Annotated in this window: 22 protein-coding genes; 10 read left to right on the top strand and 12 right to left on the bottom strand. The window is 72.9% G+C overall.

Annotated features, from left to right (window positions below):
- Window positions 1-4: 4 nt before the first annotated feature.
- Entirely contained in the window at window positions 5-799 is a 795-nt protein-coding gene (locus tag IQ210_RS35210) for an ABC transporter ATP-binding protein (RefSeq protein ID WP_194083256.1), read from the bottom strand.
- Between the two features lie 181 nt (window positions 800-980).
- On the opposite strand from IQ210_RS35210, the gene IQ210_RS35205 reads away from it, so the two are divergent.
- Window positions 981-2177: a PucR family transcriptional regulator gene (locus IQ210_RS35205; protein ID WP_194083255.1), complete on the top strand. Its 1197-nt coding sequence runs from the start codon at window positions 981-983 to the stop codon at window positions 2175-2177.
- A 39-nt stretch (window positions 2178-2216) separates the two neighbouring features.
- Here the strand turns inward: IQ210_RS35205 and IQ210_RS35200 are convergent, their stop codons facing one another.
- Entirely contained in the window at window positions 2217-3335 is a 1119-nt protein-coding gene (locus tag IQ210_RS35200) for a glycerate kinase (RefSeq protein ID WP_194083405.1), read from the bottom strand.
- A 191-nt stretch (window positions 3336-3526) separates the two neighbouring features.
- Between IQ210_RS35200 and IQ210_RS35195 the strand changes: the two genes are divergently transcribed.
- The 5 genes from IQ210_RS35195 to IQ210_RS35175 all read left to right on the top strand — a co-directional run bounded on the left by IQ210_RS35195 (window position 3527) and on the right by IQ210_RS35175 (window position 7773).
- Complete coding sequence (locus tag IQ210_RS35195) at window positions 3527-4654, top strand: ADP-ribosylglycohydrolase family protein (RefSeq protein WP_228049028.1); 1128 nt, start codon at window positions 3527-3529, stop codon at window positions 4652-4654.
- Window positions 4651-5145 carry an NUDIX domain-containing protein gene (locus tag IQ210_RS35190; RefSeq protein ID WP_194083254.1) on the top strand — a complete coding sequence of 165 codons (495 nt, stop codon included), beginning with the start codon at window positions 4651-4653 and terminating at the stop codon, window positions 5143-5145. Before IQ210_RS35195 ends, IQ210_RS35190 begins: the two co-directional genes overlap by 4 nt.
- Before the next feature lie 199 nt (window positions 5146-5344).
- Complete coding sequence (locus tag IQ210_RS35185) at window positions 5345-6694, top strand: S8 family serine peptidase (RefSeq protein ID WP_228049026.1); 1350 nt, start codon at window positions 5345-5347, stop codon at window positions 6692-6694.
- A gap of 7 nt (window positions 6695-6701) precedes the next feature.
- Entirely contained in the window at window positions 6702-7001 is a 300-nt protein-coding gene (locus IQ210_RS35180; RefSeq protein WP_194083252.1) for a hypothetical protein, read from the top strand.
- Between the two features lie 46 nt (window positions 7002-7047).
- On the top strand, window positions 7048-7773 hold the full coding sequence (locus IQ210_RS35175) for an SIR2 family NAD-dependent protein deacylase (protein ID WP_194083251.1): 726 nt from the start codon (window positions 7048-7050) through the stop codon (window positions 7771-7773).
- Between the two features lie 231 nt (window positions 7774-8004).
- On the opposite strand, the gene IQ210_RS35170 is transcribed toward IQ210_RS35175, so the two are convergent.
- The 3 genes from IQ210_RS35170 to IQ210_RS35160 are packed head-to-tail and all read right to left on the bottom strand — an operon-like array spanning window position 8005 to window position 12094.
- Window positions 8005-8487, bottom strand: a complete 483-nt coding sequence (locus tag IQ210_RS35170) for a methylated-DNA--[protein]-cysteine S-methyltransferase (RefSeq protein WP_194083403.1) — start codon at window positions 8485-8487, stop codon at window positions 8005-8007.
- Between the two features lie 27 nt (window positions 8488-8514).
- Window positions 8515-9999 (bottom strand): AlkA N-terminal domain-containing protein, encoded by a 1485-nt coding sequence (locus IQ210_RS35165; RefSeq protein ID WP_322657418.1) that lies wholly within the window; start codon window positions 9997-9999, stop codon window positions 8515-8517.
- A gap of 49 nt (window positions 10000-10048) precedes the next feature.
- A complete protein-coding gene (locus tag IQ210_RS35160; RefSeq protein WP_194083401.1) occupies window positions 10049-12094 on the bottom strand; it encodes a heavy metal translocating P-type ATPase in 2046 nt (681 codons plus the stop codon).
- Window positions 12095-12151: 57 nt separating this feature from the next.
- On the opposite strand from IQ210_RS35160, the gene IQ210_RS35155 reads away from it, so the two are divergent.
- Both IQ210_RS35155 and IQ210_RS35150 read left to right on the top strand, forming a co-directional pair.
- Window positions 12152-12508, top strand: coding sequence for an ArsR/SmtB family transcription factor (locus IQ210_RS35155; protein WP_194083250.1), 357 nt, complete (start codon window positions 12152-12154; stop codon window positions 12506-12508).
- 19 nt (window positions 12509-12527) lie between these two features.
- A complete protein-coding gene (locus IQ210_RS35150) occupies window positions 12528-13673 on the top strand; it encodes an MFS transporter (protein ID WP_194083400.1) in 1146 nt (381 codons plus the stop codon).
- Window positions 13674-13682: 9 nt separating this feature from the next.
- Here IQ210_RS35150 and IQ210_RS35145 read toward each other — a convergent pair whose 3' ends face one another.
- The 5 genes from IQ210_RS35145 to IQ210_RS35125 all read right to left on the bottom strand — a co-directional run bounded on the left by IQ210_RS35145 (window position 13683) and on the right by IQ210_RS35125 (window position 22018).
- Window positions 13683-15425: a SpoIIE family protein phosphatase gene (locus IQ210_RS35145; RefSeq protein ID WP_194083249.1), complete on the bottom strand. Its 1743-nt coding sequence runs from the start codon at window positions 15423-15425 to the stop codon at window positions 13683-13685.
- A 96-nt stretch (window positions 15426-15521) separates the two neighbouring features.
- Window positions 15522-16247 (bottom strand): respiratory nitrate reductase subunit gamma, encoded by a 726-nt coding sequence (gene narI, locus IQ210_RS35140; RefSeq protein WP_194083399.1) that lies wholly within the window; start codon window positions 16245-16247, stop codon window positions 15522-15524.
- Complete coding sequence (gene narJ, locus IQ210_RS35135) at window positions 16247-16864, bottom strand: nitrate reductase molybdenum cofactor assembly chaperone (RefSeq protein ID WP_194083248.1); 618 nt, start codon at window positions 16862-16864, stop codon at window positions 16247-16249. The genes narI and narJ overlap by 1 nt, the downstream gene beginning before the upstream one ends.
- Window positions 16861-18363, bottom strand: coding sequence for a nitrate reductase subunit beta (gene narH, locus IQ210_RS35130; protein WP_194083247.1), 1503 nt, complete (start codon window positions 18361-18363; stop codon window positions 16861-16863). Before narH ends, narJ begins: the two co-directional genes overlap by 4 nt.
- A gap of 1 nt (window position 18364) precedes the next feature.
- Window positions 18365-22018, bottom strand: a complete 3654-nt coding sequence (locus IQ210_RS35125) for a nitrate reductase subunit alpha (RefSeq protein ID WP_194083246.1) — start codon at window positions 22016-22018, stop codon at window positions 18365-18367.
- Between the two features lie 243 nt (window positions 22019-22261).
- Between IQ210_RS35125 and IQ210_RS35120 the strand changes: the two genes are divergently transcribed.
- Together IQ210_RS35120 and IQ210_RS35115 are read left to right on the top strand one after the other, a co-directional pair.
- On the top strand, window positions 22262-23011 hold the full coding sequence (locus IQ210_RS35120; RefSeq protein ID WP_194083245.1) for a YwiC-like family protein: 750 nt from the start codon (window positions 22262-22264) through the stop codon (window positions 23009-23011).
- 258 nt (window positions 23012-23269) lie between these two features.
- On the top strand, window positions 23270-23833 hold the full coding sequence (locus tag IQ210_RS35115; protein ID WP_194083244.1) for a hypothetical protein: 564 nt from the start codon (window positions 23270-23272) through the stop codon (window positions 23831-23833).
- Here the strand turns inward: IQ210_RS35115 and IQ210_RS35110 are convergent, their stop codons facing one another.
- Window positions 23834-24349: an O-acetyl-ADP-ribose deacetylase gene (locus tag IQ210_RS35110; RefSeq protein WP_194083243.1), complete on the bottom strand. Its 516-nt coding sequence runs from the start codon at window positions 24347-24349 to the stop codon at window positions 23834-23836.
- Window positions 24350-24426: 77 nt separating this feature from the next.
- The gene (locus IQ210_RS35105; RefSeq protein WP_194083242.1) at window positions 24427-25842 is read right to left on the bottom strand and encodes a phytoene desaturase family protein; all 1416 of its coding nucleotides are present in this window, start codon (window positions 25840-25842) and stop codon (window positions 24427-24429) included.
- Window positions 25843-26001: the final 159 nt, after the last annotated feature.

Genomic DNA, 26001 nt, shown 5'->3' with positions numbered 1-26001 from the left:
CGGGTCACCCGTTCCACCGCGTGAGGGTCCGTGCGCCTGCCGTCTCCGCGTCGGCCGCCGCGTCCTCGTCGACCACGCCCAGATAGCGGCGGCGGACCTCGTCGGAGGCGGCCAGTTCCGCGGCCGGCCCCTCCAAGGTCACCTCGCCGACTTCGAGGACGTACGCGTGGGTGGCGAGGCGCAGGGCGAGGGCGGCGTTCTGTTCGACTAGGAGGACGGCGGTGCCCTGGTCGTTGATCTCCCGGACGGTGTCGGCGATCCGCTCGGCCATGAGCGGGGCGAGGCCGAGGGAGGGTTCGTCGAGGAGAAGGACCTTGGGGGCGGCCATGAGAGCGCGGGCGACGGCCAGCATCTGCTGTTCGCCGCCGGAGAGCAACCCGGCGCGTTGATGGGCGCGTTGGGCCAGGACGGGGAACAATTCGTGAACCCGGGCCAGGGACCGGGCGCGGCCCGCCCGCGCACCGCCCAGGGCGCCCGCACGCAGGTTGTCGGCGACCGTCATACGGGCGAACACCCGCCTGCCCTCCGGGACTTGGGAGACGCCGGCGGCGACCACCCGGTCCGCCGGCAGCCGGTCGAGCCGTCGGTCACCGAGCCGCACCTCGCCCTCGGTGACCGCGCCGCCCTGGAAGGACAGCGTGCGGCTGATCGCGCGGAGCAGCGTCGACTTGCCCGCGCCGTTGGAGCCGAGAACCGTCACCACGGTCCCCTCGGGCACCTCCAGGGACACCCGGCGCAGGGCGCGTACGGGGCCGTATCCGACCGACAGGTCCCGCACCACGAGTCCGGATCCGACCATGGACTTCCCTTCTGTCCTCACTCGGTGTGGCGCTCACCCCAGCACCGGCGGGAGCGCCCGTCCACGGCCCGCGGCGGAATCGCTGCGGGTGCCCAGCGGGCCGGTGCCGCGGTTGTGCGCGTGCACAACGCTGCGTGTCAGGGGCCTGTGCGGGGACGGGAAGCGGTGGCATCCTCCGGCCATGGGAGCGCGACGGCCGCGTACCGGTCATGACTGGAAGCTGCTCGCGGAGTCCTGCACGGCTCTGCTGGAACAGGTGCCGGAGCTCGTCGACGAGCACCTCAGGCAACTCTTCGACCACTCCCCCGTCTACGCGCAGGTGCTGCCGTACGACCAGCAGTGGCGGGAGGCGGAGGAGGCGATGCGGATCGGGATCGAGACGATCTCCGCGCCGCGGGACTCGCCGCGCCGCGACCTGGAGTACGCCGAGGACGCGGGGCGGCGGCGGGCCCGTCAGGGGCTGCCCCTGGACCTGCTGATCCACGCCTACCGCAACGCCGGCTATCTGGTGTGGGACGCGCTGGTGGAGGGCGCCGCCGGGCGGGAGCCGGAGCGGCTGGCGGCGCTGATGCGGTCGACGACGATGGTGTGGTCGGCGGTGGACGCGCAGGCGGAGGCCGCGTCGGAGGCGTACCGGGCGACGGAGGCGGAGCTGCGGCGGCGGACCGACGAGCAGTTGCAGGCGCTGCTCGACGCGCTGCTGGAGGGCAAGGCGACGCCGGGGCTCGCGGCCCGGGCCGCCGCCGGGCTCGACCTGCCGGAGCACGGGCCGTACGCCGTGGTCGTGCTGCGGGCCGAGCGGCGGGAGGCGGCCGAGCGGCCGGTGCAGGGGGCCGGGTTCCGCTTCATCTGGCGGATGCGGGCCGACGGCGAGGTGGGGGTGGTGGCCCTCTCCCCCGGCCAGGGCCTGGACGGGGTGGCTCGGGTGCTCGACGGGCGGTGCTCGGGGCCCGGCGGGATCAGTCCGGTGGTGCCGGGCCTCGCGGAACTGGGGCGGGCCCGGCGGCTTGCCGAGCTGGCGCTGCGGACCTGTCCGCCGGACGGCACCGCCGTCGTACGCCTCGATCAGCGCATGCCGACGGCGCTCGTGGTGAGCCAGCCGGAGCTGGCCGACCGGCTGGTGTCGGACGTGTTCGGCGGGCTGCTCGAGCTGGAGCCCGCCGACCGGGCCGTACTGCTGGAGACCCTGGACGTGTGGCTGACGTGCGAAGGGTCGGCGGGCCGGGCCGCCGCACGGCTGTACTGCCACCGCAACACGGTCTTCAACCGGCTGCGGCGCCTGGAACAGCTGACGTCACGGTCGCTGGCCCGGCCGCGGGACCTGATCGAGATGACGTTGGCGCTGGACGCGTACCGGCTGTCCGGGGCCCGCCGATGAGACTCGCGGGCTCGGCCCAGGAGGTGAGTCCGACGAGGCTCAGCTCAGGAAGTCCCGCGCGATCTGTTCCGCCACCCGTTCCAGGATCGGGCCGGCGTCCGCGATGCACTTCGCCACGTCCGGCTCGACCTCGGTGAGCGGGTACGCGCGGCGGATGCCGGCCTTGCCGAGCGCCTCCGGGGGCAGGGCGAGCCGCCCGCACACCGCGACGACCTCCTTGCCGGCGGCGCGGGCCGCGGCGGCGACGCCCGCGGGGGCCTTGCCGTGCAGGGTCTGCTCGTCGAGGGAGCCCTCGCCGGTGATGACCAGGGTCGCCTTCTCCAGCGCGGGGGCGAAGCCGAGGACGTCCAGCATGACCTCGATGCCGGCGCGGAACCGGGCGCCGATGAGGAGCGCGCCGTAGCCGATGCCGCCGGCCGCGCCCGCGCCCGGCGACGCGGCGTACTCGGCGGCCTTCGCGCCGACCGCGTCCTCCAGCACACGCGCGTAGTGCGCGAGAGCGGCGTCCAGGGTCTCCACGTCGTCCGGGGAGGCGCCCTTCTGCGGGCCGTAGACCGCGGGCGCGCCCTTCGGGCCGGTCAGCGGGTTGTCGACGTCGCTGGCGAGGACCAGTTCCACGTCGGCGAAGCGCGGGTCGAGGCCGGACAGGTCGGCCGACGCGAGATCGGCGAGGCCGCCGCCCCCGGGGGCGACCGGCTCGCCGTCCTTGTCGAGGAACCGGGCGCCGAGCGCGGTGAGCATGCCGGCGCCGCCGTCGGTGGTGGCGCTGCCGCCGACGCCGAAGACGATGGTGCGGGCGCCCGCATCGAGCGCGGCCCGCAGCAGCTCGCCGGAGCCGTAGGTGGACGAGGTGAGGGGGGCGAAGACGCCCTTGGGGAGCCGCTGGAGCCCGCTGGCCTCGGCCATCTCCACGACGGCGGTGTCGCCGCGCAGCGCGAAGGCGGCCGTGACCTCCTGGCCGAGGGGCCCGGCGACCTTGACCTCGTGCCGCTCGAAACCGGCCGCGACCGCGGCGTCCACGGTGCCGTCGCCGCCGTCGGCCACGGGCAGCGCGGCCACGTCGAGGCCCGGCACGACCCGGCGCAGCCCGGCCGTCACCCGCTCGGCGACCTGCACGGCCGTCAGCGATCCCTTGAACTTGTCCGCGGCGATGAGCACCCTCTCGGCGCCCTTGCCTGCAGCGTCAGCCACTTGCCATCCCCTTGCTCTCCGGGCCCGACGCACGTCAGGGCCAGTCGCGCCGCTGCGACCTTAACCGGAGCCCGCCCTCCCCGTCATGCCCTGCCCGGACCTTGAGAAGCTGCTACGACCCCACTGTGCGACCCCGCGGAATCGGGTAAACCGGTCCTATGACCCCTGTGGGCAGTGAGCCAGAGCTCGCCGACCGCGTTCTCGGGGGCTGGCTGGGCCGGATCGCGGGCAACATGCTCGGCAAGCCGGTCGAGCAGGGCGACCTGTGGACGCGGGACCGGATCGACCGCTATCTGAGGCAGGCCGCCGCCCTGCCGCTGACCGACTATCTGCCGGAGCCGCCGAGCGAGAGCGACGGCTTCGAGCTGCGCCCGGAGTGGCGCCAGTGCGTACGCGGCCGCATCCACGGCAGCTGCCGCGACGACGACGTGGACTACGCCATCCTCGGCCTGGACCTCCTGGAGACCCACGGTTTCGCGTTCAGCACCGAGCAGGTCGGTGATCTGTGGCTGCTGCGGCTGCCGTACCTCCAGACGTTCACCGCCGAGCGGGCCGCCTACCGCAACCTCGCCAACGGGCTGAAGCCGCCGCTGACGGCGACGTACGACAACCCGTACCAGGAGTGGATCGGGGCGCTGATCCGCGCCGACATCTACGGCTGGACCTCCCCGGGCGCCCCGCGCCGGGCGGCCTCGCTGGCCCGCCGGGACGCGGTGCTCTCGCACACCGGGAACGGGGTGTACGGGGCGATGTGGGCGGCGGCGCTGGTGTCGGCGGCGTTCACCGCGGCGACCGTGCGGCACGCCCTGGACCAGGCGCTGACGGTCGTACCGGCGAGCAGCCGGCTGGCCCGGACCGTACGCCGGGTGATCTCCCTGCACGACACCCGGATGACCTGGGAGGACACTCTGACGACGGTGGCCGAGGAGACCGCAGGGCTGGGCTGGATCCACACGATCCCGAACGCCGCGGTGCTCACCGCCGGGCTGCTCTACGGCGACGGCGACTTCACCCGGACCGTCACGCTGACCGTCCGCGGCGGCCTGGACACCGACTCCAACGGGGCCACGGCCGGCTCGGTCGCCGGGGTGCTGACCGGCGCGGAGGCGATCCCGGAGCAGTGGAAGGACCCGCTGGAGGACACGGTGCGCAGCGCGGTGTTCGGGTTCGACGGGGTGCGGATCAGCGAACTGGCGGAGCGCACGGTCCACTTGATCGACGGGGTGAGTGACCCTCCGTCTCGACGGTCAGTGACTCTCCGTCCGGGAACTACCCTTCAGGGATGACCAGCGCTCAGGACTTCGCCACGTACATCGCCGGCCTCCCCCGCATCCTCGCCGGCGCCGCCGCCCTCTTCCGTGACAGCGAGGGGCGGGTGCTGCTCGTCGAGCCCAACTACCGTGAGGGCTGGGCGCTTCCGGGCGGCACCATCGAGTCGGACGACGGCGAGACCCCACGTCAGGGGGCGCGCCGCGAGACGCTGGAGGAGATCGGGCTCGACCGTGAACTCGGCCGGCTGCTGGCGGTGGACTGGGTGTACCGGCCGGGCATTCCGCCGCTGGTGGCGTACCTGTACGACGGTGGCGTCCTCGGCGAGGACGAGCTGAAGGCGATCCGGCTCCAGGAGGAGGAGCTGCTGTCGTGGCGGCTCGTGCCGCGTGAGGAGCTGGACGACTATCTGCTGGGGTTCCTGGGCGGCCGGGTGCGCGTCGCGCTGGACGTGCTCGCGGAAGGCGCGGGGACAGCGGAGCTGGAGAACGGCCGACGGGTTTCCTGACGCCTTTTGTTCCGGGTGTCGATTCCCGTCAATTCCCCTGCGGAAATGCGTTCTTGAAGCTACGCCCTTGCGCGTATGGACCCCCTGTATCCGCGCCAATAGCGTGCGAGTCCTCGCCTTATCCGCAGGTACCGGTGGCACGCGGTTCTCCGTGCCACCGGATTCAATTACAGGGGGAAACATGCGGGTAATCGTTCAGATGCGCCCGGAACCCGATCTCGTCCAAGCGGTCGTGGATCCGTCGATCAGCACTCCGCCGGCCGCAGACGTCGCCGGCTCACTCCCCGGCGTCGTACTGGACCCGGACTTCGTGCCGGTGCCGGTGCCGCAGCCCAAGCCGGCGTTCTCCGACGGCGATCCGCTGTCGCTGGACCAGCCGCTCACCTTCTCGCTGGCACCGGAGGACGCGAGCGTCCTGGTGCGCGGCGAGATCCAGGACCGCGACGGCGCCGCCCGGTTGGCGATGCTGACCTCCAAGCGGGCGGACATCGTCGGGATCGCCGCCGACCCGGCCGTCGAGACGATGCCCACCTGCGGCAACACGCCGCCGGTCGGCGACTGGCACGACGTGCAGCGGTTCGTCACGGACGCGCTGACGAGCGAGGGCCTCGACGGGGCGGGCGTCCCGCTGGCGATCGTCGACACCGGCATCAACGTCGCGCACCTCGGTACGGTCCTCGGCTCGCCCGTCACGGTCGACGCGGCACGCAGCTGGAAGCCGCCGGGTGTGGCCGGGAACTTCGGTCAGTTCCCGGTGAACCACGGCACGATGTGCGCGTTCGACTCGCTGATCGTGGCCCGGAAGGTGTCCCTGCTCGACATTCCGGTGCTGCTCTCGCAGCGGCAGGGCGCCACCGTGATGGAGGGCCTGCTCTCCGACGCGATCTCCGCGTACGCGCACCTGTGGGGGCTGCTGGAGCAGATGCCGCGCGACCGGCGCCGGATGGTCATCAGCAACAGCTGGGGATCGTTCAAGCCGACGTGGGACTTCCCGCCGGGGCACCCGGGCAACTACTCCGACAACCGCGCCCACCCGTTCAACCTGATCGTCGCCGCCCTGGAGGTGTCCGGCGCCGACATCCTGTTCGCCGCGGGCAACTGCGGTGTCCAGTGCCCCGACGGGCGCTGCGGCTTCCCGAGCCGGCCCATCAACGGGGCGAACTCGCACCCCAGCGTGCTGTCCGTGGCCGGGGTGGACACACATGACGCCCGGGTCGGCTACTCGTCCCAGGGCCCGGGGCGGCTCGCCGTGCGCAAGCCGGACATCGCCACGTACACGCACTTCAGCGGGTCGAAGGCGTTCGGGCAGAACAGCCCCGACTCGGGGACCTCGGCCGCCTGTCCGGTCGCGGCGGGGGTCGTCGCCGCGGTGCGCGGCAAGCTGTCGGTGAAGGACCTGTCGCCGTCCCGGATGCGTACGCTGATCCGCCGATCCGCGCACGACGCGGGCGGGCACGGCTACGACTTCGACTACGGGTACGGCATCATCAACACCCCGTCTCTGGTCGACGCGGTGCGTCGCGTCGGCAAGAACAACGCCCGCCTGTAGGAGACCCATGGCTCCCGAGAGCCCCACCGTCCTCATCACCGTGACCCTGCCGCCGCGGTCGACGATCGAGGACGCCCAGCGTCGGCTCGGTCTCGCCGACGACGAGGTCGACACGGCGTACGGCCTGGTCCCGGTGGACCCGGCGCACGGTACCTACGCATTGCTGGTGACCGAGGCGGCCGGGGCGAGGCTCCAGGGAGCACCGGAGGCGAGGGGGTCGTACCAGGGCCCCTTCGCCAATCCGAAGATCGAGCCGTTCGGGCCGGTGCGGTCGAAGGACGAGGAGGCGGAGGAAGGCGACGGCTGATTTATCCGTTCGCCCCGTCCCGTCCCGCCGATCTACCCTCGGCCGCATGAACAGGCCCCTCGTCGCCCTTCTCAGTGGCGCAGGAATTTCGACCGACTCGGGGATTCCGGACTACCGCGGCCCCAACGGGCTGTGGCAGCGGGATCCCGAGGCGGAAAAGCTCGTGACGTACGAGTACTACATGAGCGACCCGGAGATCCGGCGGCGGTCTTGGCGCATGCGCAAGGAGAATCAGGCGCTCGCGCCGGAGCCGAATGCCGCGCATTACGCGGTGGCCGAGCTGGAGAAGTCCGGGGTGCCGGTTCGGGTCGTCACGCAGAACGTCGACGGACTGCACCAGCTCGCCGGGATGCCGGCCCGCAAGGTGCTCGAACTGCACGGCACCGCGCGGCAGGTGGTGTGCACGAAGTGCCATGCGCGTGGCCCCATGGAGGACGCGCTCGCGCGGCTCGACGCCGGGGAGGACGACCCGGCCTGCCTGGACTGCGGCGGGATTCTCAAGTCCGCGACCGTGATGTTCGGCGAGCGCCTCGACCCCGTCGTCCTCGGTGAGGCCGTCGCCATCACCAAGGCCTGCCAGGTCTTCATCGCCGTCGGCAGCAGCCTGCAGGTGCAGCCCGCCGCCGGGCTCGCCGGCGTCGCCGCCGATCACGGAGCCCGGCTGATCATCGTCAACGCCGAGCCGACCCCGTACGACGACCGCGCCGACGAGGTCATCCGCGAACCGATCGGCACGGCCCTGCCGGAGCTGCTGCGCCGGCTTCAGGGCTAGGGCCTGTCCGGCGGATCAGGTCGCAGGAGAGGTGCGGCGCCTCTTTGATGCTGGTGAGCGGGGTCTGGTGCGTCGGGATGCAAGGCGGAGGAGGGCGGCGACGCGGTGGGGGCACCTCCCGCTCGAGCGCAGTCGAGAGTGGGGGAGTCGGCAACCGACGACAACGCCGCAGGCCGGCGTGCCAGACCCCGCGTCTGCGGCATGATCCGCCGGACAGGCCCTAGCGGCGGGCTAGAAGAGCGCCGCACCCCGCTCGAAGTCCAGCAGGCGCTGCTTGCGTTCCAGGCCGCCGCCGTAGCCGGTCAGGCTGCCGTCGGAGCCCACGACGCGGTGGCAGGGGACGATGATGCTGACCGGGTTCTTGCCGTTGGCGAGGCCGACCGCGCGGGAGGCGCCCGGGTTGCCGAGGGCTTCGGCGAGGTCGCCGTAGGAGCGGGTCTCTCCGTACGGGATGCGCAGGAGCTGCTCCCAGACGCTGCGCTGGAACGGGGTTCCGTGCAGGTGGAGTTCGAGGGTGAACTCCTTCAACTCGGAGGCGAAGTAGGCCTCCAGCTGGTCGATCACCTCCCCGAAGGGGCGGTCGTCGCGTGCGCCGAACGTCTCCTGGGCGGGGCGGTGGCGCTGGTCGGTCATGTAGAGGTTGCTCAATGTGCCGTCCGTTGCGACCAGGGTCAGCGGGCCGTACGGGCTGTCGATCACGGTGTGTTGCTTCAGAGCGGGAACAGTGGTCACGGAAGGTCCTTATACCGGAAGGAAGTTGATCGGGTGGCTGTCGGTCGCCCACAGGTACTGCACCGCGTACGCCCGCCAGGGCCGCCAGGCCGCCGCTCGCGTGGTCAGCGCCGCCGGGGTCGAGGGCAGGCCCAGCTCCTGGGCGGCCTTGCGGATGCCGAGGTCGGTGGGGAGGAACGCGTCGGGGTCGCCGAGGGCGCGCATCGCGATGACGTCGGCCGTCCAGGGGCCGAAGCCGGGGAGGGCGAGGAGGCGGGCGCGGGTCTCGGCCCAGTCCGTCTCGACGCCCAAGTTCAGGGTGCCGTCCGCCAGTTGGCCGACCAGGGTGGTGAAGGTCGTGCGGCGGGTGCGGGGCATGGCCAGCGACTCGGGGTCCAGGGCGGCGAGTTGCTCCGGCGACGGGAAGAGGTGGGTGAGGCCGCCCTCCGGATCGTCGACCGGGTCGCCGTGGGCCGTCACCAGGCGGGCGGCGTGGGTGCGGGCGGCGGCGGTCGAGACCTGCTGGCCGAGGACCGCCCGGACGGCGAACTCCGCCTCGTCCACCGTCCGCGGCACCCGCCGCCCCGGCGCCTTCGCGACCAGCGGCGCCAGCACCGGGTCGGTGCGCAGCTGGTCGTCGATCGCGACCGGGTCGGCGTCCAGGTCGAGCATGCGCCGGCAGCGGCTGATGGCGACGGTCAGATCGCGCAGGTCGCTCAGGGTGAGCCGGCAGGCGACGTGGTCGGGGTTCGGGGTCAGGGCCACGATGCCGTGGCCGTACGGGAGTCGGAGCGTGCGGCGGTAGGCACCGTCCCGCCACTCCTCCACCCCGGGCACGGCGGTCGCCGCGAGGTGCCCGAAGAGGTTGTCGGGGTTGAGGGGGGCGCGGAACGGCAGCCGGAGCGTGAGCACCCCGGGGGTCACCGCACCCGCGTTCCTGCGCGGTACCCGGGTCCGCAGCTCGCTCGGCGAGAGAGCGAAGACCTCGCGGACGGTGTCGTTGAAGGTGCGGATCGAGGAGAAACCGGCGGCGAACGCGATCTCCGCCATCGGTAGCGCCGTCGTCTCGATCAACAGCCGTGCGGTCTGGGCGCGTTGGGCGCGAGCCAGCGCGAGCGGGCCCGCGCCCAGTTCGGCGAGGAGCTGGCGTTCGACCTGCCGGGTGCTGTAGCCGAGGCGGGCGGCGAGTCCCGGCACGCCCTCGCGGTCCACGACCCCGTCGGCGATGAGCCGCATCGCCCGGGCCACCAGGTCCGCGCGCTCGTTCCACTCGGGGGAGCCGGGGCTGGTGTCGGGGCGGCAGCGCTTGCAGGCCCGGAACCCGGCCTGCTGGCAGGCCGCCGCGCTCGGGTAGAACGTCATGTTCGCGGGCTTGGGCGGCACGGCCGGGCAGCTGGGCCGGCAGTAGATCCGGGTCGTCAGGACCGCCGTGAAGAACCACCCGTCGAACCGGGCGTCCTTCGACTGGACGGCGCGCACGCAGCGCTCGGTGTCGGTGTGCATCCCCTTCTGCATGGGTCCAGCATGGTGCAGCTGCGGATGGTCGGCTGGCGGGAATCCGACATCAACCTCGCGCTGGCTGCACCGGCCCGGATCGCCAGGCCGCCTCCCGCAGCAGCCGCAGCCCGTTCAGGCCGACGAGGACGGTGGAGCCCTCGTGCCCCGCGACGCCGAGCGGCAGCGGCAGATGTCCCACCAGGTCCCACACCACCAGCACGGTGATGAAGGTCCCCGCGATCACGAGATTCTGCACGACCAGTCGTCGGGCGGCCCGGGACAGCCGTACGACCGCCGGTACGGCCGTCAGCTCGTCCCGCACCACGACCGCGTCCGCGGTCTCCAGCGCCAGGTCGGAGCCCGCGCGGCCCATCGCGACACCGGAGTGGGCGGCGGCGAGCGCGGGCGCGTCGTTGACGCCGTCCCCGACGAACAGCACCTTGCGACCGGCGTCCTGCAACTCCCGTACGGCGTTCACCTTGTCCTCGGGGAGCAGCTCGGCGCGGACGTCGGTGAGCCCGGTGGCCTCGGCGACGCGGGCCGCGGCGCGGGCGTTGTCGCCGGTCAGGAGGACGGGGGCGGTGCCGGTCAGGGCGGTGAGGTCGGCGGTCGTGGCGGGGGCGGCGGGGCGCAGGCGGTCGGTGAGGGCGAGGGTGCCTACGGGGACGCCGTCGCGGGTGACGTGGACGACGGTGGCGTCGGAGCCGGCGGTGGCGTCGGAGTCGGCCGCCTCCGCGGGGCCGGCGGTGGCGTCGCTGTGGGTGGTTTCCGCCCGGCCGATGCCCACCGGCCGGCCCTCGACGGTGGCGTCGCTGTGGACGGTCTCCGCCCGGCCGACGCCCACCGACCGCCCCTCCACGGTGGCCGTGACCCCACGCCCCGGCACCGCGGTGAAGTCCTCGGCGCGTGCGATCCGCAGGCCGCGTGCGCGCGCCGCCGTCACGATCGCCCGCGCCAGCGGATGCTCGCTGGGCAGCTCGGCCGCGGCGGCGAGTCCCAGCAGCGCGTCCTCGTCGAGCCCGGAGTCCCGCAGCGGCCGTACGCCCGTCACCTCCGGCGCGCCCTCGGTCAGCGTCCCCGTCTTGTCGAGCGCGGCCAGGTCGATCTCCCCCAACCGCTCCATCGCGACCGCCGACTTGACCAGCACCCCGTGCCGGCCCGCGTTGGCGATGGCGGACAGCAGGGGCGGCATCGTCGCGAGGACGACCGCGCACGGCGAGGCGACGATCATGAACGTCATCGCGCGGAGCAGCGCGCCGGTGAGGTCGGCGCCGAAGGCGAGCGGGACGGCGAAGACGGCGAGCGTGGCGGCGACGATCGCGACCGCGTACCGCTGCTCGATCCGCTCGATGAACAGCTGCGTCGGCGCCTTGGTGCGGGACGCCTCCTCGACCAGGGTCACGATGCGGGCGATGACCGAGTCGGCGGGGTCGCGCTCGACGCGGACACGGAGGGCGCCGGTGCCGTTGAGGGTGCCGGCGAAGACCTCGTCGCCGGGGCGCTTGACCACGGGGAGGGGTTCGCCGGTGATGGTCGCCTGGTCGGCCTCGCTGACCCCGTCCAACACCCGCCCGTCGGCGCCGATCCGCTCCCCCGGGCGGACCAACACCACGTCGCCGACGGCGAGTTCGGCGGTCGGGACGACGGTCTCCGCGCCGGAGTCGGTCACGCGGGTCGCGGTGCTGGGCGCGAGGTCGAGCAGGCCGCGTACGGAGTCGGCAGTGCGGGCGGTGGCCAGGGCCTCCAGGGCGCCGGAGGTGGCGAAGATGACGATCAGCAGCGCCCCGTCGAGGACCTGTCCGATGGCGGCGGCGCCGAGGGCCGCGACGATCATCAGCAGGTCGACGTCGAGGGTCTTCTCGCGCAGCGCCCGCAGCCCTTCGAGCGCGGGCTCCCAGCCGCCGGTGACGTAGGCGACGGCGTACAGCGGGCCGTACGCCCAGGCGGGGGCTCCGCCCAGGTCCAGGGCGAGGGCCGCCAGGAACGCGACCGTCGCCGCGAGCGCCCAGCGGGCCTCGGGGAGGGCGAGGACGCGGGTGCGGCGGTGGGGCGCGGTGGGAGCGGGGGCAGGGGTGCGATGGGGGGCAAGAGTCGCTGACACCCGGCCCACCATACAGGAACACATGAAGACTCATTCATCTGTTCATGTGCGGTGGGTAAGATACCCCGCATGGGTCATGGAGCCGTCACCAGCACCGCCGAGGACCGCGTACGCCTCGACGCGGGGAACGTCGCGAAGGTCGCCACCACGCTCCAGGCCCTGTCGACGCCCTCCCGGCTGCTGATCCTGGCGCGGCTGCGCGAAGGGCCGCTGCCTGCCACGGAGTTGGCGGCCGAGGTGGGGATGGAGCAGTCGGCGTGCTCGCACCAGCTGCGGCTGCTGCGCAACCTCGGTCTGGTGGTCGGCGAGCGCCGCGGCCGCTCGGTGGTCTACGCGCTGCACGACCACCATGTCGCCGAACTCCTCGACCAGGCCGTCTACCACGTGGAGCACCTGCGCCTTGGCCTCAGTGACAACGCCGACTGAAACGGCTCCCGCGCGCCGCATGTGGCCGCTGTACGCGGCCGGTTTCACCACCGCGTTCGGCGCGCACGGCATCGCCGCGAACCTGGGCGCCGACACCGACGACGCGGTGACCTCGCTGCTCGTCCTGGGCGGACTGCTCGCGCTGTACGACGGTGCCGAGGTGTTGCTGAAGCCGCTGTTCGGCACGATCGCCGACCGGGTCGGGGCGCGGCCGGTGCTGCTGGGCGGGCTGGTGGCGTTCGCCGTGGCGTCCGCGTTGTACGCCCTCGCCGACAGCCCGGGGTGGCTGTGGGCCGCGCGGCTCGGTCAGGGGGCGGCCGCCTCCGCCTTCTCCCCCGCCGCGTCCGCGCTGGTGGCGCGGCTGAATCCGGCGGCCAAGCACGGGCGGGCGTTCGGGAGTTACGGCTTCTACAAGTCGATCGGCTACACGCTGGGCCCGTTGCTCGGCGGGGTGCTGGTGTGGGCCGGCGGCCTGCGGTTGCTGTTCACCGTGCTGGCTGTGCTGGGCGCGGCGGTGGCGCTGTGGGCGCTGGTCGCCGTACCCGTCGTACCGCCGCTCCCCCGGGCCCGGCAGACGGTGGTGGACCTGGCACGGCGGCTCGCCGATCCGGCGTTCCTGGTGCCGACGGCCGCGCTGGCCGGGGCGACCGCCGCGCTGTCGGTGGGCGTCGGGTTCCTGCCGGTGTCGGGGGCGGTGGCCGGACTGGGAACAGTGGCGACCGGGGCGGCGGTGTCGGTGCTGGCCGCGTGCGCGGCGGTCGTCCAGCCGCGGGCGGGGCGGGCGTTGGACGCGGGGCGGATCACCACGCGGGGCGGGCTGACGGCCGGGCTGCTGCTCGCGGCGGCGGGGCTGGCCTGCGCGATGCTGCCGGGTCTGACGGGCATCCTGCTCGCCGCCGCCCTCGTCGGCGCGGGCACGGGCCTGATCACCCCGCTGGGCTTCGCCGCCCTCGCCGCGTCGACACCTCAGGAACGACTGGGCCAGACCATGGGCGCGGCCGAGCTGGGCCGCGAACTGGGCGACGCGGGCGGCCCGTTGCTGGTCGCGGGGGTGGCCGCGGCGGCGACGCTGACGTACGGGTACGGGGTGCTGGCGGTGCTGCTGATGGCTCTGGGCCTGGGAGTACGGCGGCGGGCCCGAGCTCAGCGAACCGCGACGTCCTGAACGCCCGCCCTACACCCCCCGTGCCCGAGCCGCCAGCAAGGCGATGTCGTCGTGGACCGAGCCCGTTGCCGCGTGGGCCAGGATGCCGTCGAGGATCTCGTCGAGGTCGCCGCCGGGTGGCAGACGCAGGTCGGTGAGGCGGGTGAGGGACGTGTCGATGTCCTCGTCGCGGCGTTCCACCAGGCCGTCGGTGTAGAGGAGCAGGGTGCCGCCGGGCATGCCGGGGCGGGTGACGGTCTCGTAGGCGCCGAGGCCGGTGCCCAGTGGGGGCCCGGCGGGGAGCGGGACCAGTTCCACGTGGCCCTCGGCGGTGATCCGCAGCGGCGGCAGGTGGCCGGCGTTGGCGTAGCTGATCGTGTCGGTGGCCGGGTCGCCGAGGGCGAGCAGGCAGGTGGCGACGCGGTCGAAGCCGGACGCGGCGATCATGCGGTCGGCGGCGTACAGCATCTCGTGGAGCGGCAGCCCCGAGGAGAACGCGAGCGCCCGGAGCATCGACCGGTAGTGGCTCATCGCGACGGCCGCCTCCACCCCGTGGCCCATCACGTCGCCGATGACGAGGAGGTTGCGGCCGTGCGGGAGGGCCAGCGAGTCGTACCAGTCGCCGCCGACCACCGCGCTGTCGTCGGCGGGCAGATAGCGGGACGCGGTCTCCAGGTCGGGGTGCGGGAGGGTCGGCTCGCTGAGCAGGGCCCGCTGGAGCTCAAGGGCCATGGTGTGCTCGCGGGCGTAGTGCCGGGCGCGTTCCAGGGCGCGGGAGGCGCGGCCGGCGAGTTCCTGGGCGACCACGCCGTCCTCCACCGTGAAGGCCGGTGAGGAGCCCGCCCGGACCATGGCGAGGACGCCCACGCTCCGGGAGTCGGTGGTGAGCGGCACGACCAGGCCGGAGTGGATGCCGGCGGCGCGGTACTCCGCCAGCCGGTCCGCGTACGGGCCGCGCAGTCCTGGTGGCCGTCTGCCCGGCACAGTCGTCAGCAGCGGTCTGCCGCGTTCCAGGACCCGCCGCACCGGGGACGTCGGGCCGTGCTCGTTGACCTCGCCGAGCACGGGCGGCCTGCCGAGCCGCCGGTCCAGCTCCGGGCTCCGGCTCACGGCGGCGCGCCGCAGCCGTACCATCCCGCCGGGCGCGGGCCCCGGCGGGCCGTCCTCGACGACCAGGTCGACGGAGGCCCCGTCCGCCAGGTCCCGCACCACGAAGTCGACGAGTTCCCGGCAGGTCCGCTCCAGGTCGAGCGTGGTGCCGATCCGCAGAGTGGCCGCATGGATCATCGCCATCCGGCCGTGGGCCCGCTCCAGCTCGGTGACGTACCGGCGCGGCTCGGTCACCTCCACGCCCACGGCCACGAGGCCGATGACCTCGCCCCGCTCGTCGTAGCGCCGGTGGTAGGTGCACTGCCACTCCCGGCGCACCCGGTGGGCGCCGGTGCCCATGCTGCCGGAGACGACGACGTCACGCGGACGGCCGTCGCGCAGCACCGCCCGGGGCACGTCGACGGGCCGCTCCACGCCCGGCATGACCTCGGTGAGGGTGCGGCCCAGGTGCTCCCGCACCGGTACGCCGTTGATCCGGGCCATGTGAGGGTTGACGTACACGTAGCGCAGCCGGGTGTCGAGGACGGCGACGGCCGCCGACCCGCCCTCCACGATGTCCCGCAGCAGCCGGTACTCCCGCCCCAGGTCCCCGTCCGCGCCCGCCGGCAGCGCTTCGACGTCCGCGGACAGCAGGGTCCGCGGGAGAGGGGGGTCCGTCCCCACTGGCACCTCCCGTTCTCCGGGACAGGGGGTTCCATGATCGGGCCGGACGGTGCGGAGCGCATGTCGCGGCGCCTACCGGACGCGTTCCCACGGCGCCTACCGGACGCGTTCCCAGCCCCGGCGCAGCGGCCGCTGGGCCTGCCGGCGCGGGTCGCGGCGGCGGTAGACGACGTACGGGCGGAAGAGGTAGCGGACGGGGGCGGTGAACATGTGGATCAGCCGGGAGTACGGGATCAGGGTGATCAGCGCGAAGCCGAACAGGATGTGCAGCTGGAAGGCGAGGGGCGTGTCCGCCATCAGCGCGTAGTCCGGCCGGAAGGCGAACAGCGAGCGGAACCAGACGGAGATGCCCTCGCGGTAGTCGTAATCCCCGGTCGCGCCCGCCGAGTTGAGGATCGTCGCGGTCAGTCCGAGCAGCATCGCGCCGATCAGGACCCCGTACATGAGCCGGTCGCTGCGCAGGCCGGCCCGGCGGACGGCGGGGACCTTCAGCCGCCGGTACACCAGGATGCCGATGCCCGCCACCGCGGCGACGCCCGCGACCGCGCCGGTGGAGACCGCGAGCAGGTGGTACGTGTGGTCGTCGACCCCGACGGCGTCCGTCCAGCTCTGCGGGATCAGCAGGCCCACGACGTGTCCTACGACGACGAAGGCCATGCCGAAGTGGAAGAGCGGCGAGCCGATGCGCAGCATCCGGGACTCGTGGAGCTGGGAGGAGTGCGTGCTGATGCCGTACCGGTCGTAGCGGCCGCGCCAGATCGCGCCCGCGACGAGCAGCACGAGGACGACGTAGGGCAGGACGCCCCACAGGAGCAGGTCCATCAGACGCCCGGCCTTTCCGGGAGGGTCGGCCACGGCAGATCGATGCCGGGGCCGAGCGGTTCGAGTCCGACGCGCTCGCGCGGCGGGCCCTGCCGGGCCAGCGCCTTCGCCTCCTCGCGGGTGGCGGGCGTGGGCCCGGGGAGGGTGCGGCAGACGGCCTGGAGCAGGAGGGCGTACGGCGTCCCGTGCTCGGTCAGCGCCAGGCGCAGCAGCTCAAGTCCCGCGCGGTGCTCCTGGAGGAGTTCGGTGCCCGCCTGTTCCTCGATCGCGGCGAACTCCAGCATCACCGGCAGGAAGTCGGGCAGTTCGTCGCCGTCGAGGCGCCAGCCGTGCGCGGCGTAGGTGCGCTTGACCCGGACCAGGGACAGGCCGCGGTTGCGGGTGTCGCCGTCCGTCCACCAAGTCAGGTACGGGCAGCGGCGGTTGCGGGTGTCGAAGACGGACGTGTAGTGCGCGGCCAGGTCGAGGGGCCGCTCGCCCTCCGCGTACGCCAGGAAGTCCGCCACCTCCGGCCCGACCGCCAACTCGGCGATGAGCGGCAGCTGTCGGTAGAAGGTCTCGTCCGGGTAGGTCAGCAGGCGGGCCGCCGCGAGCCGGACGCACGCCTCGGGTGTCATGCGGACCTCCTGCGAGTCGGCGAGAGGTTGAGCAGGGTGGGCTTGCCCGGCTTCTCGCCCACCGGGCAGGCCGCGTCCTCGCCGAGCAGGGCTTCGGCGTCCGCGCGGGCCGCGCTCGGGATGACGTACCGGTCCTCGTACTTGGCGACGGCGAGCAGCCGGAACATCTCCTCCAGCTCGTCACCGGTGAGCCGTACGGCGGCGGCGATGCCCGGGTCGGGTGCCTCGCCGAGGTTGCGGGCGCGCATGTGGACACGCATGGCGGCCATCCGGCGCAGGACCGCCTCGACGGCGTAGGTGTCGCCGGCGGTGAGGAGTTCGGCGAGGTACTCGACGGGGATGCGCAGGGTGTCGATGGCGCCGAAGAGCTTGCCGGCGTCCTCGCCGTCGTGACCGGTCGCGGCGACCGCGTCGACGACCGGGGAGAGCGGCGGGACGTACCAGACCATGGGCAGGGTGCGGTACTCCGGGTGCAGGGGCAGGGCCACCTGGTAGGTGCGGATCAGGTCGAAGACCGGGGAGCGGCGGGCCGCGTCCAGCCACTCCTCGGTGATGCCGCTCGCCCGTGCGGCGGCGGCCACGGCCGGGTCGCGCGGGTCGAGGAAGGCCTCCAACTGGGCCGGATACAGGTCGTGTTCGTCCTCGACCGCGGCAGCCTCGGCGACGCGGTCTGCGTCGTACAACATGACGCCGAGGTAGCGCATCCGGCCGACGCAGGTCTCGGCGCACACGGTCGGCATGCCGAGTTCGAGGCGCGGGAAGCAGAAGGTGCACTTCTCGGCCTTGCCGGTGGCGTGGTTGAAGTAGACCTTCTTGTACGGGCAGGAGCTCACGCACATCCGCCAGCCGCGGCACCGGTCCTGGTCGACCAGGACGATGCCGTCCTCGGCGCGCTTGTACATCGCGCCGGACGGACAGGCGGAGACGCAGGCCGGGTTGAGGCAGTGCTCGCAGACGCGCGGGAGGTAGAACATGAAGCTCTGCTCGAACTCGAAGCGGATGCGTTCACCGACCTTCTGGACGAGCGGGTCCTTCGGGGCGTTCTCCGGAGCACCGCCCAAGTTGTCGTCCCAGTTCGGGCCCCAGGTCACCGTGTCCATGGGTTCGCCGCTGGTCTGCGAGTACGGGCGAGCCACCGGCAGGTCGTCGCCCGCGGGAGCTTCGGTGAGGCTCTTGTAGTCGTACGTCCAGGGCTCGTAGTAGTCGTCGAGGGCGGGCAGGTCGGGGTTGGCGAAGATGGTGCTCAGCCGCTTCGCCCGACCGCCCGCCTTCAGCCGCAGTCGTCCCGAACGGGTGCGTTCCCAGCCGCCCTTCCAGCGTTCCTGGTCCTCCCAGCGGCGGGGGTAGCCCTGGCCGGGGAGGGTCTCGACGTTGTTGAACCAGACGTACTCGGTGCCCTGGCGGTTGGTCCACACCTGCTTGCAGGTGACGGAACAGGTGTGGCAGCCGATGCACTTGTCGAGGTTCATGACCATCGCCATCTGGGCCATCACTCGCATGTCAGTACTCCACGTCCTGCTCGCGGCGGCGGATGACCGTCACCTCGTCGCGCTGGTTGCCGGTGGGGCCCAGGTAATTGAAGGCCCACGTCAACTGGGCGTAGCCGCCGACGAGATGGGTGGGCTTGAGCATGATCCGGGTCAGCGAGTTGTGGATGCCGCCCCGCTTGCCGGTCTTCTGGGTCTTCGGGACGCCTACGGTGCGTTCCTGGGCGTGGTTCATGTAGACCGTGCCGGGCGGCATCTTGTGGGAGACGATCGCGCGGGCGGTGATGACGCCGTTGCGGTTGACGGCCTCGATCCACTCGTTGTCCTTGACGCCGATCGCGTCGGCGTCCTGCGGGGACATCCACACGGTCTGGCCGCCGCGGCCGAGGGTCATCATGTGAAGGTTGTCCTGGTACTGGGAGTGGATGGCCCACTTGTTGTGCGGGGTGAGGAAGCGGACGGCGACCTCGCGGCCCTCCTCGCCGGCGCGGGGGCCCAACTCGGGTTCTCCGTACAGCCGGTGCATGTTGAGCGGCGGCTTGTAGACGGGGAGGGCCTCGCCGACCTCGTGGAGCCAGTCGTGGTCGAGGAAGAAGTGCTGACGTCCTGTCAGGGTGTGCCAGGGCTTGAGGTGTTCGGTGTTGACGGTGAAGGCGGTGTAGCGCCGCCCGCCGGACTCGCTGCCCGACCACTCCGGTGAGGTGATGACCGGGACCGGGGCCGCCTGGGTGTCGGCGTACGTGATCCGCTTGCCCTCGTGCTCGGCGGCCAGGTGGGCCATCTGCTGCCCGGTCCTGCGCTCCAGGGTGTGGAAACCCTGGGTAGCGAGCCGCCCGTTGGAGGTGCCGGAGAGGGCGAGGATGGTGTCGCAGGCGCGGCGGGCGGTGTCGAGGCGGGGGCGGCCGTCGGCGACACCGCCGTGCACGGTGCCGTTCTTCTCGCGCAGGTGGGCGACTTCCTCGCCGACGTCGAAGGTGACCGCCTTGGTGGTGACGCCGAGGGTGTCGACGAGCGGGCCGAGCGCGGCGAACTTCTCGCCGACGGCCCCGTAGTCGCGCTCGACGACCGTGAGGTTGTACATCGTGCGCCCGGGTATCGGCTCGCACTCACCCTTGCCCCAGTCGAGGGCCACGCCGCCGGGCTGGGCCATCTCGCCGCCCGCGGTGTCGTGCTGGAGGGCGGTGGCGACCAGGTCCTTGCGAACGCCCAGGTGTTCACCGGCCAGCTCGCTGAAGCGGCGGGCGATCGCGAGGAAGGCGTCGTAGTCGGTGCGGGCCTGCCAGGGCGGGTCGATGGCCGGGGTGAAGGCGTGCAGGAAAGGGTGCATGTCGGTGGACGACAGGTCGTGCTTCTCGTACCAGGTCGCGGCCGGCAGCACGACGTCGCTCAGCAGGGTCGTGGACGTCATCCGGAAGTCCAGCGACAGCAGCAGGTCGAGCTTGCCCTCGGCGTCCTCCTCCCGCCACAGCACGTCCCGCGGGGCGCACCGCGGGCCGTCGTCGGGCAGGTTGGAGTGGGTGCCGAGGAGGTGCTTGAGAAAGTACTCGTTGCCCTTGGAGCTGGAGCCGAAGAGGTTGGCCCGCCAGACGGTCATCACCCTCGGCCAGTTCCCCGGGGCGTCCGGGTCCTCCGCCGCCAACTCCAGTGTCCCGGCCTTGAGTTCCGCGACCGCGCTCGCCACGGGGTCCTCGCGGTCGCCGAGTTCGAGCGGGTTGCGGTCGAAGGTCGGGTACGAGGGCATCCAGCCCATGCGGGCCGACGCGGCGAGGCAGTCGGCGCCGGTCATCCCGGTGAACCGGCCGTCGCCGAGGGGCGAGGCGAGGGACTCGGTGGGCAGGGTGTCGTACCGCCACTGGTCGGTGTGCAGATAGAACCAGCCCGCGCCGATCATCTGGCGCGGCGGCCGTGACCAGTCGGAGGCGGCGGCGAGGGTCGCCCAGCCGGTGACCGGGCGGCACTTCTCCTGGCCGACGTAGTGCCCCCAGCCGCCGCCGTTGCGGCCCTGGCAGCCGGTGAGGGTGAGCAGGGCGAGGAAGGCGCGGTAGATGGTCTCGGAGTGGAACCAGTGGTTGGTGCCGGCTCCCATGAGGATCATGCAGCGGCCCTCGGAGCGCTGTGCGGTGTCGGCGAACTCCCTTGCCACGCGTACGGCTTGGGCGGCGGGGACCGACGTCAGCGTCTCCTGCCAGCCCGGGGTGCCGGGAGTCGTGGCGTCCTCGTACGACGAGGGCCAGTGGCCGGGGAGTCCGGGGCGGCCGACCGCGTACTGGGCGAGCATCAGGTCGTACACGGTCGTCACGAGCCGTCCGCCGACCCGGCGCACGGGCACGCCACGCGTCACGGTCCCCTCGGCGCCCTCCTCGAAGCGGGGCAGCACGATCTCGGCGGTCTCACCGTCGCGTTCGTGGAGGCTGAGGCGGGGAACGGTGTCGCCGAGGTCGAGGTTCCAGTCGGGCTCACTGCCCCAGCGGTGGCCCAACGTGCCGTTGGGGACGGTCGGTTCACCGGTCGTGTCGTCGAGCAGGACGGGCTTCCACTCGGCGTTCTCGACGTCCCGGCCGAGGTCGGCGGCGTTGAGGAACTTGTGCGGGACGAGTCCCGAGTCCGACTCCTTCAGGGTCACCAGGAAGGGCAGGTCGGTGAACTTCCGTACGTAGTCGGCGAAGAACGGCGTCTCACGGTCGACGAAGAACTCCTTGAGGATCACGTGCCCCATCGCCAGGGCCAGCGCGCCGTCCGTGCCGGGGTGCGGGTGCATCCACTCGTCGGCGAACTTGGTGTTGTCCGCGTAGTCCGGGGAGACGGCGACGACCTTCTGGCCGCGATAGCGGGCCTCGGTCATCCAGTGGGCGTCGGGAGTGCGGGTGACGGGGACGTTGGAGCCCCACATCATCAGATAGGCGGCGTCCCACCAGTCGCCGGACTCGGGGACGTCCGTCTGGTCGCCGAAGACCTGCGGGGAGGCCACCGGCAGGTCGGCGTACCAGTCGTAGAACGACAGCATCGGGGCGCCGATGAGGGAGTGGAAGCGGGCGCCCGCCGCGTGGGAGGCCATCGACATCGCCGGGATCGGGGAGAAGCCGGCGATGCGGTCGGGGCCGTACCGGTCGATGGTGTGCACATGGGCGGCGGCTATGATCTCGACGGCCTCCTCCCAACTCGCCCGCACCAGGCCGCCCTTGCCGCGGGCCTGCTGGTAACGGCGGCGGCGCTCGGGGTCGTTCTGAATGTCGGCCCAAGCGAGGACCGGGTCGCCGAGGCGAGCCTTGGCCTCGCGGTACAGCTCCAACAGGGCGCCGCGGACGTGCGGGTGGCGAACGCGGGTCGGCGAGTACGTGTACCAGGAGAAGGACGCCCCGCGTGGGCAGCCCCGCGGCTCGTACTCGGGACGGTCCGGGCCGACGCTCGGATAGTCGGTGGCCTGGGTCTCCCAGGTGATGATGCCGTCCTTGACGAACACCTTCCAGCGGCACGAGCCGGTGCAGTTCACGCCGTGCGTGGAGTGCACCACCTTGTCGTGGCTCCAGCGGTCCCGGTAGAACGCCTCCGCCTCGCGGCCACCCGTGCGGGTCACCGACCGCAGGTCGTCGGAGACCGTGTCGCGGCTGAAGAACCGCCCGGCCCTGATCAGGAGGTCGGCGGGGTCACCGCCCGGCTTCTTCTGCAACGGGACTCCTCGAACGCGTCAGCACGACTTCGGGGTTTCGACCGACGCCCTACGCGGCGGAACGAACGCGTCATCGACCCTAGGAGCGCCCGACCGGCCGAAGCAGTCGCCAATGGTCCCGCCCGGCAGGGACCAACGACCGGAATTGCGGCCGAGGGCCGTTGGTCCCGAAGGGAGGGACCAATAGCGGCCCGAGGGCCATCGCCCCGGTGGCAGGCTGGGACGCGCGATCGGAGGGACGGCATGGCTGCACGGGCGATACGACGCTGGCTCCCCGGCCAGCACGGGGCGTGGGCGATGCTGCTCGTGCCGTTCCTGGCGGGGATGCTGCTCGCCGACCCGACGCCCTGGCATGCCGCACTGCTCTTCGCGTGGCTCGTCGCGTACCTGGCCGCCCACCACGTGCAGCAGTGGCTGCGGCTGCGCCGCAACTCCCGCAATCCGAAGGCGGCGGCCCGCCACACCGTCCCCGCCGCGGTGTTCACGGCGGCGCTCCTGCCGCCCGGTCTCGCGCTCGTCGTCCACGCGCCGTGGCTGCTGCTCGTGGGCCTGGCCGCGCTGCCGTTCTTCGCCATCAACTCCTGGTACGCCTGGCGCAATCAGGAACGCTCCCTGGTCAATGGGCTCGCCGCGGTCGTCCCGGCCTGCGGGATGCTGCCGGTCGCCGCGCTGCTCGGGGGCGGTACGTGGGCGGAGGCGTGGCGTCCGGCGCTGGCCTGTCTGCTCTACTTCGCGGGGACCGTGCCGTACGTGAAGACGATGATCCGGGAGCGCGGGAGCGAGGCGTACCGGTGGGCCTCTGGGCTGTACCACGGCGCGGCGGTCGTGGTGGCGGGGCTGCTCTCGCCGTGGCTCGCGGTGTTCTTCGGCGTGTGCCTGGTGCGGGCCGTGGTGATGCCGGGGCTCGGCCGGGTGCGGATCGCGGTGGTGGGGGCCGTGGAGGTCGTGCTGTCGCTGGCGCTGCTCGCGGTGCTGCTGCCGGTGTACGGCTGAGCCGCACCCCTGACGGCCTGCCGGTGTACGGCTGAGCGCACCCTGACGGCCTGCCGGTGTACGGCTGAGCGCACCCTGACGGGCGAACGCGACGGCTTAACCGGATGGCGCTGCCGCCGCGGCGAAACAGCCTGGTCAGGGTCATCACGCCGAGGGCGCGGGCCGGCCGTGGGGGCGCTTGATCGGTTTGCAGGGCATCTGACCCGTTCTCACGGTGGGCGCAAGGACTGAAGCTTCGAGCGCTTCGAAAGGATCTTCATGCGCGCCCTTGTCTCCCGCGGCCTCCTCGTGCCGCCCCTGGTCTGCGCCGCCCTCGTCTTCGGCCAGGCCGGCACCGCCGCCGCCGTCGGTGACGTGGGCCGAGCCGTGCCGGGCCCGAGCATCGCGGAGGCGGCTGTGCGGGCCGACGCCGGGATGGACACGTTCCTGGACTCGCTGCTGTCGGAGAGCACGCTGCCGGACGGCACGCGTCTCGATGCCGGCACGCGTCTCGACCCGGCCGTGACGGACGGCGCCCGGCTCGACCCGGCCGCGGCCACCTCGTACGCCGAGGAGATCCGTGCCTGGAGCGCCACCGTCCAGGAGCGTCTGCGCGGCCTCGACACCCCCGCCGACCGGACCGTGGCCCAGGCCGCCGACCCGGTGGACGACCTCGTCGCCCAGGTGCAGTCCGCGGTCAGCGGTCTGCTCAGCTCGCTGACCTCGCTGGACCTCGGCGGGGTGCTGAGCGCGGTGACCGGGCTCCTGTCGCCCGTGCTCGGCCTCGTCACGGGGCTGCTCGGGAGTGCGGTGCCGGAGCTGCCCGACGTTCCCGTGACCTGATCAGCCGGCCTGTGCGGCGAACACCTCGTACGCCTGCTCGCCGAAGAGGACGAACCGCACCTCCGTCACCGAGGTCCGCGCGGCCCGCACCGTCTCCACGGCGATGCGGGCCGCGTCGTCCATCGGCCAGCGATAGACGCCGGTGGAGATCGCCGGGAACGCGACCGTACGGGCGCCGAGCTCGTCGGCGACCTTCAGCGACTCCCGGTAGCAGGAGGCGAGCAGGTCGGAGCGGTCCTCGCTCGCGCTGAACACCGGGCCGACCGTGTGGATCACCCACCGGGCGTCCAGCTCACCGGCCGTGGTGGCGACCGCCTGGCCCGTCGGCAGCCCCTTGCCGTACCGCGAGGCGCGCAGCGCGCGGCACTCCGCGAGGATCGCCGGGCCGCCGCGCCGGTGGATGGCACCGTCGACTCCGCCCCCGCCGAGGAGCGAGGAGTTGGCCGCGTTGACGATCGCGTCGGCGCTCTCGCGTGTGATGTCGCCCTGGACGAGCGTGATGGTGGTCTCGGTCATGGGACCCACTCTGGCCCGAGGCGGCTCACCGTGCCACGGGCAGCGCGCCCAGCCCCCGGATGGCGGACCGCGTCCGCTCAGGCCTGCTGCTGCCGCAGCCGCCGCCACACCGCCTTCGCCGCGTTGTGCCCGGACATGCCGTGGACGCCGGGGCCCGGCGGGGTGGCCGAGGAGCAGATGAAGACGGCCGGGTGCGGGGTGCCGTACGGGGACAGGGAGAGCTTGGGGCGCAGCAGGATCTGGAGGCCGGTGACCGCGCCGGAGCCGATGTCTCCGCCGACGTAGTTGGCGTTGCGGGCGGCCAGTTCGGGCGGTCCTGCGGTGGCGCGGGCCAGGACCCGGTCGCGGAACCCCGGGGCGAAGCGCTCCAGTTGGCGTTCGAGGGCGTCGGTGAGGTCGCCGTCCCAGCCGCTGGGGACATGGCCGTAGGCCCAGAAGACCTGCTTGCCCTCGGGTGCCCGGGTGGGGTCGACCACGCTTGGCTGGACGGTGATCATGAACGGCTTGTCGGGGGCCCGGCCCTCCCGGGACGCGGCCCGCAGGGCGGTGCCGATCTCCACGCTGCTCGCGCCGATCTGCACGGTTCCGGCGGCGCGGGCCTCCGGCGCGGTCCAGGGCACCGGGCCGTCGAGCGCGTAGTCGACCTTGAAGACGCCCGGGCCGTACCGGTAGCCGTCGTAGTACCTGCCGAGGCCGGCGATCCGGGCCAGGGCGGTGGGCGAGGTGTCGAAGACGTACGCGCGCGCGGGCGGCAGGTCGTCGAGGCGCTTGACCTCGTAGTCCGTGTGGACGGTGCCGCCGAGGTCCTTGAGGTACGCGGCGAGCGCGTCGGAGATCGACTGGGAGCCGCCGCGGGCGACGGGCCAGCCCCGGGCGTGCGCGGCGAGGGCGAAGACCAGGCCGATGGCGCCGGTGGCGAACCCGGACAGAGGGGCCATGACGTGGGCGACGAGGCCGGCGAACAGGGCCTTCGCCCGCTCGTCGTGGAAGCGGCGCATCAGCCAGGTCGACGGCGGCAGCCCGACCAGCCCGAACCGGGCGAGGGTCACCAGGTCGCGGGGCAGCGCGGTCAGCGGCAGCGACATGAAGTCGCGGGCCAGGGTGTCCCACTTGGGCAGGAACGGCTCGACGAGCCTGCGGTACGCGCCCGCGTCGCGCGCCCCGAACGAGGCGGCCGTCTCGGCGACCGACCGGGACAGCACGGCGGCGGTGCCGTCGGTGAAGGGGTGGGCCATGGGCAGCTCGGGTTGCAGCCATTCCAGGCCGTACCGCTCCAGGGGGAGGGCGCGGAACGCCGGGGAGTTGATTCCGAGGGGGTGGGCCGCGCTGCACGGGTCGTGCCGGAAGCCGGGAAGGGTGAGTTCCTCGGTGCGGGCTCCCCCACCGATGGTGTCGCGGGCCTCGAAGACGGCCACGGAGAAGCCGCGGCGGGCCAGCTCCACGGCAGCCGTCAGTCCGTTCGGCCCCGCACCCACCACGACCGCATCGAGCATCGACGGCACCTTCGGACCCCTTCGTCAGCCGATGGCCACTGGATCAGGATATGACGGGGCACCGACAGAGCCGGGCCGCGGGGGCAGTTCGGCAGCGCCGGGATGTCCGCACCGTCACCGTCCGCGGAGGCGGCTCCGCGGTTCGGACGTGTCCGCGCG

Origin of the sequence: Streptomyces justiciae (assembly GCF_015163075.1) — a bacterium.
GTDB lineage: Bacteria > Actinomycetota > Actinomycetes > Streptomycetales > Streptomycetaceae > Streptomyces > Streptomyces justiciae.
The sequence above is the reverse complement of the archived record's forward strand: the minus strand, read 5'-3'. Positions and strand labels throughout refer to the sequence as shown.

Bases quoted from the DNA above. Each gene is read 5' to 3' on its own strand.
- IQ210_RS35210 (WP_194083256.1), bottom strand. From the start codon at position 799: ATGGTCGGATCCGGACTCGTGGTGCGGGACCTGTCGGTCGGATACGGC.
- IQ210_RS35205 (WP_194083255.1), top strand. From the start codon at position 981: ATGGGAGCGCGACGGCCGCGTACCGGTCATGACTGGAAGCTGCTCGCG.
- IQ210_RS35195 (WP_228049028.1), top strand. From the start codon at position 3,527: ATGACCCCTGTGGGCAGTGAGCCAGAGCTCGCCGACCGCGTTCTCGGG.
- IQ210_RS35190 (WP_194083254.1), top strand. From the start codon at position 4,651: ATGACCAGCGCTCAGGACTTCGCCACGTACATCGCCGGCCTCCCCCGC.
- IQ210_RS35185 (WP_228049026.1), top strand. From the start codon at position 5,345: ATGCGCCCGGAACCCGATCTCGTCCAAGCGGTCGTGGATCCGTCGATC.
- IQ210_RS35180 (WP_194083252.1), top strand. From the start codon at position 6,702: ATGGCTCCCGAGAGCCCCACCGTCCTCATCACCGTGACCCTGCCGCCG.
- IQ210_RS35175 (WP_194083251.1), top strand. From the start codon at position 7,048: ATGAACAGGCCCCTCGTCGCCCTTCTCAGTGGCGCAGGAATTTCGACC.
- IQ210_RS35165 (WP_322657418.1), bottom strand. From the start codon at position 9,999: ATGCAGAAGGGGATGCACACCGACACCGAGCGCTGCGTGCGCGCCGTC.
- IQ210_RS35160 (WP_194083401.1), bottom strand. From the start codon at position 12,094: ATGGTGGGCCGGGTGTCAGCGACTCTTGCCCCCCATCGCACCCCTGCC.
- IQ210_RS35155 (WP_194083250.1), top strand. From the start codon at position 12,152: ATGGGTCATGGAGCCGTCACCAGCACCGCCGAGGACCGCGTACGCCTC.
- IQ210_RS35150 (WP_194083400.1), top strand. From the start codon at position 12,528: ATGTGGCCGCTGTACGCGGCCGGTTTCACCACCGCGTTCGGCGCGCAC.
- narI (WP_194083399.1), bottom strand. From the start codon at position 16,247: ATGGACCTGCTCCTGTGGGGCGTCCTGCCCTACGTCGTCCTCGTGCTG.
- narJ (WP_194083248.1), bottom strand. From the start codon at position 16,864: ATGACACCCGAGGCGTGCGTCCGGCTCGCGGCGGCCCGCCTGCTGACC.
- narH (WP_194083247.1), bottom strand. From the start codon at position 18,363: ATGCGAGTGATGGCCCAGATGGCGATGGTCATGAACCTCGACAAGTGC.
- IQ210_RS35120 (WP_194083245.1), top strand. From the start codon at position 22,262: ATGGCTGCACGGGCGATACGACGCTGGCTCCCCGGCCAGCACGGGGCG.
- IQ210_RS35115 (WP_194083244.1), top strand. From the start codon at position 23,270: ATGCGCGCCCTTGTCTCCCGCGGCCTCCTCGTGCCGCCCCTGGTCTGC.
- IQ210_RS35110 (WP_194083243.1), bottom strand. From the start codon at position 24,349: ATGACCGAGACCACCATCACGCTCGTCCAGGGCGACATCACACGCGAG.
- IQ210_RS35105 (WP_194083242.1), bottom strand. From the start codon at position 25,842: ATGCTCGATGCGGTCGTGGTGGGTGCGGGGCCGAACGGACTGACGGCT.